This window comes from Streptomyces sp. NPDC052701, from assembly GCF_040678355.1.
In the GTDB taxonomy this organism is placed as follows: domain Bacteria; phylum Actinomycetota; class Actinomycetes; order Streptomycetales; family Streptomycetaceae; genus Streptomyces.
In genome coordinates this window covers 26,478-40,589 of record NZ_JBFATO010000016.1, presented here as the reverse complement: position 1 = coordinate 40,589, position 14,112 = coordinate 26,478, and the positions used below count along the sequence as shown (strand labels likewise).

General features: G+C 73.4%; 13 protein-coding genes and 1 pseudogene. 7 read left to right on the top strand and 7 right to left on the bottom strand.

Annotated features, from left to right (window positions below; genetic code table 11):
• Positions 1 to 47: 47 nt before the first annotated feature.
• A complete protein-coding gene (locus AB0L29_RS19665; RefSeq protein ID WP_365828773.1) occupies positions 48 to 401 on the bottom strand; it encodes a hypothetical protein in 354 nt (117 codons plus the stop codon).
• A 437-nt stretch (positions 402 to 838) separates the two neighbouring features.
• On the opposite strand from AB0L29_RS19665, the gene AB0L29_RS19660 reads away from it, so the two are divergent.
• A complete protein-coding gene (locus tag AB0L29_RS19660) occupies positions 839 to 1,900 on the top strand; it encodes an NlpC/P60 family protein (protein WP_365828771.1) in 1,062 nt (353 codons plus the stop codon).
• Positions 1,901 to 1,939: 39 nt separating this feature from the next.
• Here the strand turns inward: AB0L29_RS19660 and AB0L29_RS19655 are convergent, their stop codons facing one another.
• Both AB0L29_RS19655 and AB0L29_RS19650 read right to left on the bottom strand, forming a co-directional pair.
• Positions 1,940 to 2,683 (bottom strand): response regulator transcription factor, encoded by a 744-nt coding sequence (locus AB0L29_RS19655; RefSeq protein ID WP_365828769.1) that lies wholly within the window; start codon positions 2,681 to 2,683, stop codon positions 1,940 to 1,942.
• Complete coding sequence (locus AB0L29_RS19650) at positions 2,680 to 3,972, bottom strand: PspC domain-containing protein (protein WP_365828767.1); 1,293 nt, start codon at positions 3,970 to 3,972, stop codon at positions 2,680 to 2,682. Before AB0L29_RS19650 ends, AB0L29_RS19655 begins: the two co-directional genes overlap by 4 nt.
• Before the next feature lie 179 nt (positions 3,973 to 4,151).
• Here AB0L29_RS19650 and AB0L29_RS19645 point away from each other — a divergent pair, with 179 nt between their 5' ends.
• Together AB0L29_RS19645 and AB0L29_RS19640 are read left to right on the top strand one after the other, a co-directional pair.
• Positions 4,152 to 5,717 (top strand): PspC domain-containing protein, encoded by a 1,566-nt coding sequence (locus tag AB0L29_RS19645; protein WP_365828765.1) that lies wholly within the window; start codon positions 4,152 to 4,154, stop codon positions 5,715 to 5,717.
• Entirely contained in the window at positions 5,704 to 5,946 is a 243-nt protein-coding gene (locus tag AB0L29_RS19640) for a hypothetical protein (protein ID WP_365828763.1), read from the top strand. Before AB0L29_RS19645 ends, AB0L29_RS19640 begins: the two co-directional genes overlap by 14 nt.
• 43 nt (positions 5,947 to 5,989) lie before the next feature.
• Here AB0L29_RS19640 and AB0L29_RS19635 read toward each other — a convergent pair whose 3' ends face one another.
• The gene (locus AB0L29_RS19635) at positions 5,990 to 6,505 is read right to left on the bottom strand and encodes a DoxX family protein (RefSeq protein WP_365828761.1); all 516 of its coding nucleotides are present in this window, start codon (positions 6,503 to 6,505) and stop codon (positions 5,990 to 5,992) included.
• A gap of 237 nt (positions 6,506 to 6,742) precedes the next feature.
• On the opposite strand from AB0L29_RS19635, the gene AB0L29_RS19630 reads away from it, so the two are divergent.
• Positions 6,743 to 7,216 carry a carboxymuconolactone decarboxylase family protein gene (locus AB0L29_RS19630; protein ID WP_365828759.1) on the top strand — a complete coding sequence of 158 codons (474 nt, stop codon included), beginning with the start codon at positions 6,743 to 6,745 and terminating at the stop codon, positions 7,214 to 7,216.
• A gap of 232 nt (positions 7,217 to 7,448) precedes the next feature.
• On the opposite strand, the gene AB0L29_RS19625 is transcribed toward AB0L29_RS19630, so the two are convergent.
• Positions 7,449 to 8,792 (bottom strand): hypothetical protein, encoded by a 1,344-nt coding sequence (locus AB0L29_RS19625; protein ID WP_365828757.1) that lies wholly within the window; start codon positions 8,790 to 8,792, stop codon positions 7,449 to 7,451.
• Between the two features lie 350 nt (positions 8,793 to 9,142).
• On the opposite strand from AB0L29_RS19625, the pseudogene AB0L29_RS19620 reads away from it, so the two are divergent.
• Positions 9,143 to 9,347: pseudogene (locus AB0L29_RS19620) on the top strand (Tat pathway signal sequence domain protein); the annotation flags it as partial.
• Between the two features lie 177 nt (positions 9,348 to 9,524).
• Here AB0L29_RS19620 and AB0L29_RS19615 read toward each other — a convergent pair.
• Positions 9,525 to 10,319 carry a class II aldolase/adducin family protein gene (locus AB0L29_RS19615; RefSeq protein WP_365828756.1) on the bottom strand — a complete coding sequence of 265 codons (795 nt, stop codon included), beginning with the start codon at positions 10,317 to 10,319 and terminating at the stop codon, positions 9,525 to 9,527.
• A 245-nt stretch (positions 10,320 to 10,564) separates the two neighbouring features.
• Between AB0L29_RS19615 and AB0L29_RS19610 the strand changes: the two genes are divergently transcribed.
• Positions 10,565 to 11,080, top strand: a complete 516-nt coding sequence (locus AB0L29_RS19610) for a pyridoxamine 5'-phosphate oxidase family protein (RefSeq protein ID WP_365828754.1) — start codon at positions 10,565 to 10,567, stop codon at positions 11,078 to 11,080.
• 9 nt (positions 11,081 to 11,089) lie between these two features.
• Here AB0L29_RS19610 and guaA read toward each other — a convergent pair whose 3' ends face one another.
• Positions 11,090 to 12,670: a glutamine-hydrolyzing GMP synthase gene (gene guaA, locus AB0L29_RS19605; RefSeq protein ID WP_365828752.1), complete on the bottom strand. Its 1,581-nt coding sequence runs from the start codon at positions 12,668 to 12,670 to the stop codon at positions 11,090 to 11,092.
• Positions 12,671 to 13,107: 437 nt separating this feature from the next.
• Here guaA and AB0L29_RS19600 point away from each other — a divergent pair, with 437 nt between their 5' ends.
• Positions 13,108 to 13,389, top strand: coding sequence for a chorismate mutase (locus tag AB0L29_RS19600; RefSeq protein WP_365828750.1), 282 nt, complete (start codon positions 13,108 to 13,110; stop codon positions 13,387 to 13,389).
• Positions 13,390 to 14,112 lie beyond the last annotated feature (723 nt).

Here is a 14,112-nt window from a genome sequence, read left to right as displayed (position 1 = left end):
CGAGGGTCCGGGCGCGGTCGGGCGTCACGCCCGCGGCGCCGGGAAGCTCAGGTCCACAGCACGGCGATGAAGACGTTCGCCGTGGTCAGCAGGCCGACCAGGCCGAACAGGCCCTTGTCGGCCTGCTCGTCGTCCCGCTTCACGTACACGAGCCCGAGGATCACGACCAGCAGCGCCAGTTTCACACCGATCTTGATGTTGTCGACGGGCTGGTCGTCGGCCTGGTTGAGGCCGACCAGGATCGCTCCGGTGACCAGCATCGTCAGCGCGCCGTGCAGCATCGCGGGGCTGAAACGGGCGGTGCCCCGGCCCATGGCCTTCATCTGGGTGAGGAAGCCGCCGAGGAGGGCGGCGATGCCGATGATGTGCAGGCCGACGAAGAGGTGGATGAGTACGTCCATGGGGCCGGAGCCTAATCACGGGCCCAGGGCCGTCCGACACCGGCCCGATGCCTCCCGGCACCCGCACATATGGGGCCATAGCACTCCACCGTCCCGGTATGCCCCGGATTCCCGCACATCGGTCATCGCACTGGGTGAAGGCGACGGCGGCGGGACGGGATCACGGTCGCACACGGTCACCTTCCGGTCTCCTCGGGGCAGTTCCGCGCAACCCGTCACCGGCCGGCGGGGGGAGGCCTAGCGTCCTTCGGCGGGTGCCCGGCTCCCCACCGCCGCCCGGGCCAGGGGCGGCAGCCGGACACCACCGCCGAGAAGGTGCGGCGGCGGCCCGCTCCCCCTGTGCGGGCCGCCGGGCGCGCGAGGCAGCCCGGCGACGGCCGTCCGTCCCGGCTGCCGTGCGCCGCACCGGGCGGTCACCGGAAAGGACGTGGAGCCAGGTGGCAGCGCACCGCAGATCCGGGCGGTCGTCGGCGGCCGGCAGGTCGGCCCGCACGGTCGCCACGATCGCCCTGGCGGGCGCGGCGACCGCGACGGGCTTCGACGGGGCCGGGCAGGCCGCGCCGACGCCGGGGCAGGTCGAGTCCCGGGTGGGCGCGCTGTACCGGGAGGCGGAGGTCGCCACCGAGAAGTACAACGGCGCGCAGGAGAGGGCACAAGCGGCCCGGCAGCGGCTGAAGAGGCTGCAGGACGAGGCGGCCCGCGGGCAGGAACGGCTCGGCTCCGCCCGGGAGGAACTCGGTTCGCTGGCCACGGCGCAGTACCGCGGCGGCGGCCTCGACCCCGCGCTGCAGCTCGCCCTGTCCGACGACCCGGACCGGTACCTGGACGGCGTCGAGTTCGCCGAGCGGGCGGGCCACCGGCAGGCGGCGGCCGTCGCCCGCGTACGCGAGCAGCTCCGCGAGATCGAGCGGCTGCGCGGCGCCGCGCGCATCGAGGTCGCCTCGCTCAGGTCGCGCCAGGCCGAGCTGAAGCGGCACAGGACGACGATCACCGGCAAGCTGGGCGCCGCCCGCCGGCTGCTCTCCCGGCTGACGGCCGGGGAGCGCGCACGGCTCACCGGGGAGGCGGCCCCCGGCCGGGCCTTCCGGTCGTCGGCGTCCGCGCGGGGCGGCCGGGCGGCCCCCGGGTCCGCCACGTCCCAGGCGCCCACGCCCCGCGCCGCGGCCGCCGTCTCGTACGCCCACCGGAAGCTCGGCAGCCCCTATGTGTGGGGCGCGACCGGTCCTGACGCCTTCGACTGCTCGGGGCTCGTGCAGGCCGCGTACCGCTCCGCCGGGGTGTCCCTGCCCCGCACCTCGTACGCCCAGATCAACGCGGGCCGCCGCGTCCCGCGTTCCGAACTGCTCCCCGGCGACCTGGTCTTCTTCTACTCCGGCATCAGCCACGTCGGTCTCTACGTGGGTGACGGCCAGATGATCCACGCCCCGAACCCCTCGGCCCCGGTACGGCTCGCCCCGATCGACGAGATGCCGTTCGCGGGGGCCGTGCGGGTGGGGTGAGCGGGCCCGTTCACCGGGCCTCCCGCGGCGGTCCGGCGGTCACACCAGGCGCCGGGCCGTCGCCCACCGCGTCAGCTCGTGCCGGTTCGACAGCTGGAGCTTGCGGAGCACCGCCGAGACGTGGGACTCGACCGTCTTCACGGAGATGAACAGCTGCTTGGCGATCTCCTTGTACGCGTATCCCCGGGCGATCAGCCGCAGCACCTCGCGCTCGCGCTGGGTGAGGCGGTCGAGGTCCTCGTCGACGGGCGGGGCGTCGGTCGAGGCGAAGGCGTCGAGGACGAACCCGGCCAGGCGCGGGGAGAAGACCGCGTCGCCCTCCTGGACGCGGAAGATGGAGTCGACGAGGTCGGAGCCGGTGATGGTCTTGGTCACGTAGCCCCGCGCGCCGCCGCGGATCACACCGATCACGTCCTCCGCCGCGTCCGAGACGGACAGGGCGAGGAAACGCACGGGCCGCTCGGCGTCGGCCGTCAGCGCGGCGCAGCGGCGCAGCACTTCGACACCGCCGCCACCGGGAAGGTGCACGTCGAGGAGGACCACCTCGGGCCGGGTCGCGGTGATGACCGTGACCGCCTGGTCGACGTCCGCCGCCTCGCCGACGACCTCGACGCCGGTCTGCTCGGTCTGGCCGATCTCGGCCTGGACGCCCGTGCGGAACATGCGGTGGTCGTCGACGAGGACCACGCGCACGTGCCGCCGGCCCCCGCCGCCGGCCGGCTCCGCGGGCCCGGCCGCCTCCGCCGATCCCGCCGTGCCGTTCGTCTCGGTCGGATCGCTCATGACGTCTTCTCCGCCCTCTCCATCTCCAGCTCGACCTCCGTGCCGCCGTCCGGCACCGCGCGCAGTCGCGCCGTACCGCCGTTGCGCTCCATACGGCCGATGATCGACTCTCTCACGCCCATGCGGTCGGCGGGTATCGAGCCGAGGTCGAAGCCGGGGCCGCGGTCCCGGACGGACACGAAGACCGTCCTGCCCTCGACTTCGGCGTAGACCTGAACGGCGCCGCCCTCGCCACCGTACTTGGCGGCGTTCACCATCGCTTCGCGCGCGGCCTGCATCTGTGCGCCGATCCGCTCGTCGAGCGGGCAGTCGCCGACGACGACGACCTCTATGGGGACGCCGTGCTTGTCCTCGACCTCGGCGGCGTTGCGCCGCACGGCCTCGGCGAGCGTGGCGGGCTCCTCGGCCTCGTCCTTCCCGTTGCCCTCGGGCTTGTAGAGCCAGGTGCGCAGGTCCCGCTCCTGGGCGCGGGCCAGGCGGCGCACCTCGCCCGCGTTCTCCGCGTTGCGCTGGATCAGGGTGAGGGTGTGCAGGACCGAGTCGTGGACGTGGGCGGCGACCTCCGCGCGCTCCTGGGCGCGGATGCGCATCAGGCGCTCCTCGGAGAGGTCCTGGGTCATGCGCACCAGGTAGGGGCCGGCGAGGAGCGTTATGCCGACGAGGACCGCGAGGGCCGCCTGCAGGACGGAGCCGAGGTGGGCGGCGGAGCCCTGCAGGACGAAGACGCCGGAGACGCCGGCCGTCACCAGCAGCACGCCGGCCACGGAGCGCAGTAGTGTGACCGTGCGCCGTCGGCGGCCGACCTCCATCCAGCGGGCCCGGCGGGCGTTGTCCGCCTGGCGCCAGACGAGGGCGACACCCGCGCCGACGAGCACGATCGGCCAGAGGTAGGCCCGGGCTCCGGTGCTGAGGTCCACGCTGCCCACGAAGACCATGGCGACGACGACCATGAGGAGCAGGGCGACGATCTGGCCCTTGTCCGGTTTGCGGGCGATGAGTCTGCGGCGGCCGTCCGGTGCGGTCTCCGTGGTGATCGGCGAGGGCGGCTTCTGCGCGTCGACGCCGCCGACGCCGAGCGGGACGAAGAACCAGAACGCGGCGTACAGCAGCGCACCGAGGCCGTCGGCCATGAACAGACCGACGAAGACGAGCCGTACCCAGACGACGGGCAGCCCGAGGTGCCCGGCGAGCCCCCGTGCCACTCCGCCCAGCCAGCGTCCGTCACTGCTGCGGTAGAGCTTGCGCGGCGGCCGCGGTCCGGCGAGTGGCGCTGCTGCGGCTTCCGACATGCCATCGATGGTCACACGGCCGCCGGGCCCGGACATCAGGGTCGGCCCCGGAGACGCCCCTGATCTTCACGCGGCGTGTCCGTCGAACGCTTCCCCGCCACCGTCTCAGGGCCGATATCAGGGTCCGGCCAGGGTCGTTCCGACTGCCGTCGCGGCGGCCCGCCCGTCACCATGGACCCATGACGGATCACCAGCACGCCGCGAGGGGCCCGGGCCCCGGCTCCGGCCCGCGCCCGGGGCCGGACGCGGGGCCGGACGCGGGGCCGCGGGAGGCCGCGCCCGCCGCGGGCACGGCGCCCGGCGCGGGCGGGGCCGCCGGCGCGGGCGGGGCCGCCCGCGCCCACGGGCGTGCGGGCGCGCGGGAGGAAGAGGAACGGCAGGAACAGCAACAGCAACAGGAACAGGAACAGGCAGCGAAGGCCAGGCAGGCACAGCCGGCCGAAGGCTCTGCCGGCGAGGCCGGCACGGCCGGGCCTCCCCCCGGGTTCCGGCGTGACCGGCGGTACAAGATGCTGGCCGGGGTCTGCGCCGGACTCGGGCGCCAGTGCGACATGGACCCGGTGATCTTCCGGATCACCCTCGCGGTGCTCTCCGCGACCGGCGGCATCGGCCTCATCTTCTACGGCTTCGCCTGGCTGTTCGTCCCGTACGACGACGAGGACGAGAACGAGGTGCGCAAGCTGCTGACCGGCCGTGTCGACGGCCAGGCGCTGACGGCCGTGCTGTTCGCGCTGGTCGGCTGCGGGGTGTTCCTGACCCTGCTGCGGAACGGCGGGGTGCTGACCTTCGCCGTCGTGCTCTCCCTGCTGCTCGCCGGCGCCGGGTACTGGTCGCGGCATCGCGGCGACCCCGGCCCCGACCCACTGGCCGCCCAGGCCGTGGCCGATGCCCCTCCGGAGGCACAGGCCCCGCCCGCCCCCACCGCCTTCCCCTCCTGGTGGCGCGATCCCATCGTCAAGGACGGCACCCACATCGGCGGCACCGGATACCTCTGGGGCCCGCGCGACTCCCGCGACCCGGACGTCGCGGCGGCCGTCGCCATCAGCCTCGGCACCAGGGACGGCAGCCACGCGGACCCGTACGCCGTGCGCCCCCAGCGGCCGAAGCCGCGCGGCCCTCGCTGGATAGGCGGCTGGGTTTTCCTCCTAGCCCTGCTCGCGGGCGGTCTCGGCACCGGGCTGACGTGGGAGGGCCACGCGCTGGGCACCAGCCTCCAGGCCGGCCTGTCCTGCGCACTGGCCGTCTTCGGTGTCGGCATCGCGATCAGTGCGTTCCTGGGGCGCACGGGAGCGGGCTCCCTGGTCCTGGCGGTTCTCACCGCGGCGCTGCTCGCCGGCTCGGCGGCGCTGCCCAAGGACATCGGCACCGAGTGGATGCGCACGTCGTGGCGGCCGACCGCGGTGGCGGACGTGCGGCAGGACTACGACATCGGCACCGGCGTCGGCACCCTGGACCTGTCCCGGCTCGACGTGGCCGCCGACCGGACCGTCACCACCCGGGCCGATGTCGGCGTGGGCCGGATACGAGTGATCGTTCCCGAGGACGTGACCGTGCGGCTGACCGTCGACGTGGGGGTGGGCGACATCAAGCTGCCGGGTGACGAGAGCAAGGACGTGGACGTGGAGCCGGGCAGGCACCGGGAAGTGACCCTGGCACCGGCCGAGGGCGCCGGGAAGTCCGGCACGCTCGATCTGGACCTCCAGGTGGGCGTGGGGCAGGCGGAGGTGCGCCGTGCTGCGTCATGAGTTCCAGCCCGGGAGGCTGGTCGCCGGTCTCGCCCTCACCGTCGCCGCCGTCGTCTACGCCGGCGACGCGGGCGGTGCCTGGGAAACCCCGTGGTTCGTGGTGATCCCCGTCGTCGTGGGCGGGCTCTTCCTGGCCGGAACGGTGGCGTTCCTGACGGGCCGCGTACGCAGGCGCACAGGGGCGGGCCGTACACGCCCCGACACGACCGCGGCCGACAGGACGACCTGACCGCACGGTCCGCCCGCGGCCGGCGGCACCACGCCGGCCGACCCTAGCGGTAGCCTCCTGACCGCCGCCGCCGGGCACGCAGGACGGCGTCCACGGAGAGCAGCGGGGCGCCGGCGAGGACGAGGGGGGTCCAGGCCATGAGGTAGGCGAGGTCGTTGCCGTAGTAGTACGGGTCGGAGGCCCAGCTCACGGTCAGCCAGAGGCTCAGCGAGACGAGAGCACCGCCGAGGGCGGCCAGGCGGGTGAACAGACCGAGCAGGGTGCCGATGCCGACGGCCACTTCTGCGGCGGCGATGGCGTAGCCGAAGCCGACGGGGTTGTCCAGGGCGAAGTCGACGAGGGCGGGGAGGGCGGAGGAGTCGCGGACGGCTCGCATCGTGTCGCCGATCGAGCCGGCACCGGCTTCCTTCATGAAGGCACTGTCGGTGAGTTTGTCCAGGCCGGCGTAGACGAAGGTGATGCCCAGGAAGACCCGCAGCGGGAGGAGGGCGTAGCGGGTGGCGGTGTCCCGCCAGTCGCGGTCACCGTCGAGGTGAGGAGTGTGCGTGTCCGTCCGCATGCCGTACGTCATTGTTGCCAGCCGCCTCTCGCCCGCCGGTGCCGAGACCCCTCACCAGACCATACGTACGACAAAACGGCCCGGCTCAATCCCCCTCGGGCCGGTTTTCCCCATCGCTCGCTCCCCCGACCGACGCCACCCTCCCCCTGAGACCCACGTCACACCCTGTCCTGTCACATCGTGCCGCGCCGTTCCGTCGTAGGGGTGCAGTCACCGACAACGACAGAGGAGTTCACTGTGGACGCCCGTCTGAACGCCTTCGGCAACCCGATCGCAGGCACGTTCCTCAAGCACCTCGTCTCGGCAGGCCAGGTGGTCTCGGACTCGACACTGCCCGCCGCGACGCAGGAGCTGGTGAAGATCCGCGCGAGCCAGATCAACGGCTGCGGTTTCTGCACCGACATGCACACCAAGGAGGCCCTCGCCGCCGGCGAGTCGCAGGTGCGCCTCAGCCTCGTCGCGGCGTGGCGGGAGGCCACGGTCTTCACCGAGGCCGAGCGTGCCGCGCTGGAGCTGGCGGAGCAGGGCACCCGTATAGCGGATGCGGCCGGCGGGGTCCCGGACGAGGTGTGGGCGAACGCCGCACAGCACTACGACGAGGACCAGCTCGCGGCCCTGGTGTCCCTGATCGCCCTCATCAACGCCTTCAACCGGCTGAACGTCATCATCCGGCAGCCCGCCGGCGACTACCGGCCTGGCCAGTTCGCGTAACGACGCGTCACCCGTCACGGCGCGTCACTCCTCACGAGGCGTCACCCTTCACGACGCGTCACCCGTCGGCCAGTGCCCGGATCCGGCCACGGTCCGGGCACTGGTGCGGCACCCCGAACCGGCAGCCGCCCCGCAGGGCGGACGCACCCGCCGTCGGCAGGGCGCCACACGCACCCCGCCCGACCCGCACAGGCCGCCGCAGGCAGTTGGCCCCGCCGCCAAAGGCCCGGCCTCACTCCGTCACATCGATCACATACCGGTTCGTCTCGGCCCCCGCCGCCGTCACCACCTGCACCTCCACCCGCCCCGGCTCCACCTCCACCGGTACCGGCACGGTCAGCAGCGTGTCCGTCGGATTGCTGAAGCCTCCGGTCACCGGGACCAGCGGGACGTGGGCGTTGACCGCGCCGATGCGGACGACCATCCGGGACAGCCGGTCGGCCCCCTGCGCGCCCGGCGGTACGAACCCGGCGCCGCGGATCTCGATGTCGTCGCCGGTGCGGATCGGCGCGTCCAGGCCACCGGCCTCCCGCACCCGGACGACCGACAGGATGACCGGACGGCCGCCCTCGGCGTACTTCCCCGCGAGGTACGTCGCCGCCGACACCAGCACCACCACCGCCAGTCCCCAGGGCAGATCGGGCAGTTGGTCGGGCCGCCGGGCCAGTCGCACCGCCCCGAACGCCAGAGCGACCGCGCTGATCACGACGTACTGGAGGTCGGTGAAGGAGCCCCGGCCCGCGTCGTCGGTCAGCAGGTCCGCCGCCCGCGGCCGGTCGGCCCGGGTCTTCTGCAGCCGCTGTCCGAGCACCCGCAGACCGACGACCCGCCGCACCAGCACCGCGATCCCGCACACCACGGCCAGCACGGTCACGGCACCGGCGCCCCGGGCGAGTTCCAGCCCCGAGATCAGCGCGTCGCGTTCCCCGTGCCGGGAGGCCGCGGCCAGCCGCCCCACCAGCACCAGGACCGCGTACGCCACGAACAGCACCCACGCCGCCGCCACCGTGCGGGACGTGGACAGGCGGTTGTCCTCGCCGATCACCGGCGCCAGCGCCCCGCCGCGCGCCCGGTGGAACCACGCCGCCGCCGTCAGCGCGACGGCGACCAGCACCGCGGCCAGCAGCCCGGCGGTGCGCGCCGCGGTCCAGCCCGTGCCGATCGCGGTGAGCGACTGCACCAGCAACAGCAGCACGACCAGGGCCCACACCGCGCACGCGGTGCGGCGCCACAGGCCCGCCAGCCATGCCTCGCCCTCGGCCCGCCCGCGCTCGGCGACGAGCGCGGCGGACTGCGTCAGCTCCTCCGAGATCCACTGGCGGGAGGCCGAGGCCGAGTGGGCGACCGCGGCGGGCACCCCCTGCCCGGCCGCGAACCCGTCCCGCATCCGCAGGAACGCGGCGACCGCCTGCCGGTGCCCCTCGCGCGCCCCGTGCGGGCAGTCCCCGCAGGTGCAGCCGCCCCGATGCCCACGGCCGTACCCGGGATCGTGCCCGCCGAGCCCGCCGTACGCACCGCTGCGTGCACCGCCCTGCTCACTCCCCAGCGCGTCCCGCGCGCCGCCACCCGTACCCACGTCCCCACCCTCCTGTCTCGCCTCCTGCACCGCCACGCCCGACGCCCGCCTCCCCCACGACCGCCCGACCGCCCGACCGCGCGACCACCGGCAGCCCTCGGGAGCTCCTCACAAGCCCTTCCGAAGGGGACCCGGAAAGCCTTCCAAGCCCTTGGGAGCCTCTCCGGCCCCCGGGCCCGCCGCCGTGCGCCGAAACCTCGTGCGCCGAAACCTCGCGCACCGAAACCCGGAACAACTCCCCTGTGACGCCAGCGAATTGTGCCCCACATCGCCCGGTCCGCGTCCGCCAGGTCTGGTCAGTGCGAGTGAAGTACGGCGTGCCGTGTTGACCCGGCAGCGAGAACCCCCTCATGGCCGGGACCAGCGAGCGCGACGGGACCCGGGCCTCCGACGGCGGCACGGTCCGGATCACGCCAGGCCCGCACCGCTCCGCGGCCCTGTCCCGGCAGACCTACGGAAGGATCGCCGTGCCTGGAGGCCGTGCCCCTGGAGGCCGTCTCGGGCGTCGTCCCCGAACCCGACCGCAAGCGCGGACGACACCGGCGCCGGCACAGGAACCGGCACGGCTGCGGCTGCCCGAGTCGGGCGAGCTGTACCGCGACGGGGTGCTCACGGACGAGGAGTACGCGGCGACGAGGGCGGCGGTGCTGCGGGGCTTCCGACCGCACGGTCCCGCGGCCCCACGCCCGGGCTCATGCCGAGCCCACGCCGAGCCCACTCCCGAGCCCACGCCTAGTTCAGCAGGTCCGGCTCGCTCCGGCTGATGTCCTGCCACAGCGGCTGGTAGTTGATCCACGCCACCAGGTCCCCGCCCAGCTGCTCGCGCGTCGCCACCGCCAGCCTGTGGTCGATCAGGACCGGCCGTCCCGCCGCCTTTGCCGTGAGCTGCACCTGGCAGGACCGCTCCATCGACACGAACCACCAGGCCGCCGCCTCCACCGAGTCGCCGACCGTCAGCAGTCCGTGGTTGCGCAGCACCAGCGCCTTGCAGGAACCGAGCGCGGCCGCGATGCGCCGCCCCTCCTCGGTGTCGACGGCGACGCCGGTGTAGGCCTCGTACAGCGCGTGGTCCTCGTAGAAGGCGCAGCTCTCCTGCGTGATCGGGTCGAGCAGCTCACCGAGCGCGGACAGGGCACGCCCGTGCACCGAGTGGCAGTGGGCGACCGCGACGACGTCCGGGCGGGCGCGGTGGACCTGGGCGTGCACGGTGAACGCCGCCTGGTTGACGTGGTAGCGGCCGTCGACCACCTGCCCGTCCGAGTTGGCGAGCACCAGATCGCTCACGGTGACGTGCCTGAACGACATCCCGAACGGGTTGACCCAGAAGCAGTCGGTGTACTCGGGATCGCGCGCGGTGATGTGCCCCGAGACCCCGTCCTCGAAGCCGAGCCTTCCGAAGATCCGCAACGCGCCCGCGAGCCGTTCCTTGCGGTGCCGGCGCTCGTCCTCGACCGACTCGTGCATCGGCGGCATCGCGAACCGCAGCCGTTCGGTGGGCAGCGGCAGGGGCGGGGTGGGCCCGTGCATAGGTCCTCCAGCACTGGTTGCGGTACGGGGCGGAAGTTACCGCCGGGGGGCCGCTGAGGACAGTTCTGTTCGGTAAAGATGAGGCGCGGGCCGCCCCGTGCGCCGACGCCGCGCGCCGATGCGGGACGAGGAGGGCGACGAGCGGCGCGTGCGCCCGGAGCAGCACCGGGTGTGATCTCCCCCGCACCTGCGGATTTCCCGGATACCCGACAGAAGATGTCGGATTTCGGCGCGACACTCACCCCATGAGCAGCAGCACGAGCGACACGAACCGCACGAACCCGGCGAGCCCGGCGAACTGGGGGGCCTTCGCCGCCGCCGAGCCGGACCTGGCGAAGACCGTCGAGGAGCGCTTCGGGGCGTTCACCCACCACGTCATCGCCACCCTCCGCAAGGACGGCTCGCCCCGCACCACCGGTCTGGAGGTCCGCTTCCTCGGCGGGGAGCTGTGGCTCGGCATGATGCCGGACTCCCTCAAGGCGCTCGACCTGCGCCGCGACCCGCGCTTCGCGCTCCAGGCGAACCCCGGGGAGGGCACCGGCATGGGCGGCGGCGACGTCCGGATCAGCGGCCGGGCGATCGAGGTCGAGGACTCCGCGACCAAGGCCGCCTATGTGAAAGAGGTGGAACCGCCGCAGCCGTTCCACCTCTTCCGCACCGAGCTGACGGAGGTCGTACGGACCAGCGTCGAGGACGACACCTACCTGGTCGTCCAGGTCTGGAAGCCCGGAGAGCGGGTGCGCACGCTCAAGCGGACATGACCGTCGGGACTACTCCCACTCGATCGTCCCCGGCGGCTTGGACGTCACGTCGAGGACGACCCGGTTGACGTCCCTGACCTCGTTGGTGATCCGGGTGGAGATCCGGGCGAGGACGTCGTACGGCAGCCGCGACCAGTCGGCGGTCATGGCGTCCTCGGAGGAGACGGGCCGCAGGACGATCGGGTGGCCGTAGGTGCGGCCGTCGCCCTGGACGCCGACGGAGCGGACGTCCGCGAGCAGGACCACCGGGCACTGCCAGATGTCGCGGTCCAGGCCGGCCGCCGTCAGCTCCTCGCGGGCGATGGCGTCGGCCTCGCGGAGCAGGTCCAGGCGCTCCCTGGTGACCTCGCCGACGATCCGGATGCCGAGGCCGGGGCCGGGGAACGGCTGGCGCTGGACGATCTCCTCCGGCAGGCCGAGCTCCTGGCCGACCATCCGGACCTCGTCCTTGAAGAGCTTGCGCAGCGGCTCGATCAGCTTGAACTCGAGGTCCTCGGGCAGGCCGCCGACGTTGTGGTGGGACTTGATGTTGGCGGTGCCGGTACCGCCGCCGGACTCGACGACGTCCGGGTACAGGGTGCCCTGGACCAGGAACTCCACCGCCGGTCCCTCGTCCGCGACGATCTCGGCCTGGGCCTGCTCGAAGACCCGGATGAACTCGCGGCCGATGATCTTGCGCTTCTCCTCGGGGTCGGTGACCCCGGCGAGCGCCTCGAGGAAGCGCTCCTGTGCGTCGACGACCTTCAGCTGCACGCCGGTCGCGGCCACGAAGTCCTTCTCGACCTGCTCGGTCTCGCCCTTGCGCATCAGGCCGTGGTCGACGTAGACGCAGGTCAGCTGGGAGCCGATGGCCTTCTGCACGAGCGCGGCGGCGACGGCGGAGTCCACGCCTCCGGACAGGCCGCAGATGGCGCGCTTGTCGCCGACCTGCTCGCGGATCGCGGCGACCTGCTCCTCGATCACGTTGCCGGTGGTCCAGGAGGGGGAGAGCCCGGCGCCCCGGTACAGGAAGTGCTCCAGCACCTGCTGCCCGTACGTGGAGTGCATCACCTCGGGGTGGTACTGGACGCCGTACAGCTTCTTGTCGTCGTTCTCGAACGCGGCGACCGGGACGACGTCCGTGGAGGCCGTGACGGCGAAGCCCTCGGGGGCGGCGGAGCAGGCGTCGCCGTGCGACATCCACACGTCCTGCTCGGCCGGGGTGCCCTCGAAGAGGGTGGAGGACGTCTTGGAGACGTGCAGGTCGGTGCGGCCGTACTCGCGGGCCCCGGTGTTGTCCACCGTGCCGCCGAGGGTCTGCGCCATCAGCTGGAAGCCGTAGCACATGCCGAAGACGGGGACGCCGGCCTCGAAGAGGGCGCGGTCGACGGTCGGGGCGCCCTCTTCGTATACCGACGAGGGGCCACCGGAGAGGATGATCGCCGCGGGGTTCCTGGCGAGGATCTCCTGAACCGGCATGGTGCTCGGCACGATCTCGCTGTAGACCCGCGCCTCGCGGACGCGACGGGCGATGAGCTGGGCGTACTGCGCGCCGAAGTCGACGACCAGGACGGTGTCGGGGGCGGCGGCAGCGGGAGTCGCTGATGACACGGGGTGCCTTCCGGCGGGTCGGGCGGGGGTCTTGTGCCACCCGATTCTACCGGGATGCCACGGGAGGCCTCCCGCGAGCCGCGGCGGACCCCCACGAGCCGCGCAACACCCGCCGCGAGCCGCACGACACCCCCCACGAGCCGCACGACACCCGCCGTGAGCCGCGCGGCATCCCCCGCGCACCGCGGAACCCGGCCGTCTCAGGATGCGAACCGTGTGGGACATCCCCGGCGGGCAGGGCATACTGGCGACCATGCTCCAGCACCCGACCTTCCTCTTTACCTATGGCATCCGGCCCGCCGGCTGCCATGGTCGTGCTGCTTGAGCAACTGACAAGCGACTTCCCAGGCGCCCCGGGCCGACAAGGTCCGGGGCGCCTGGCGTTTCCGGTCCCTGCCGTCCCGGGGCGCCCCCCCATCCGATGAGGAGAGCCCCGCATGACCACCCTCGACGTGACCGGCGCCCGCACCTCCGAGGCCGCCGACGTGATCACCGGCGCCCGGGAACGCATCGACGCGCTCGACGACCGGATCATCGGCCTGATCCAGGAACGCATGGCCGTCTCCGCCGTCGTCCAGGAGGCCCGGATCTCCTCCGGTGGCCGGCGCGTGAACCTCTCCCGGGAGATGGAGGTCCTCGGCCACTACCGGGAGGCGCTGGGCAGGCCGGGCACGGCCCTCGCGATGACCTTGCTGGAGCTGTGCCGCGGAAAGATCTGAATCCGCGTTCGCGGCACAGACGTACGCGTCCCCCCTCACCCGTACGGCGCGTGACCGTGCCGGCCGTCGCGTCGTTGGTCCCGGTGCCCGTGCCAGCCAGGGGCGGGCCCGAGAGAACCACGCGTGGCTCACCGGAGCGATGAGACGTACGGATCGCGCCGTGCGTCGTGGGACCTCGCTCCGGGAAAGTGACCGGACGGCAGGGGACAGCGGCCCGGTCACCCCAGGGAAGGTCGGCTCCGGGGACGCCCGGGGCCGACCGGCGGAACCCGTGCGGACGTGCCGGGCCGAACGGCCGCGGCCGCCGCGTGCACCCGGCGCCCCGCGCACGGACTCAAGCCCTCCGCGGGCAACCGCTTCGCCCGCCCGCCGGAGGCCGGGACCAGCGGCGCGACCCCCCGGCGCCGCTTCCCCGGCACCGACGTCGTCCCGACGCCGCCCCGACGCCGGTGCCGACGAGACGAAGGGCCCCGCGGCTGCGCCCCGCGGGGCCCTTCGCATGTCCGCCCGGGACCGGCCCCCACCCCTGCCGCTCGATGCCCGCCGCTCGACACCCGGCGCCCGTCACCCGACACCCGTTCCCCGGCGCCCGCCACTCGGCTGTGAGACAGGCCACATAAGAATTTTGTGAACACGCGTACAACCCTTCACGGCCGTCGCGGATCAAACACACGGAACCAGGGGTCGCACCCGCACCGGCAGCGGAGACCTCTCCACGACGCG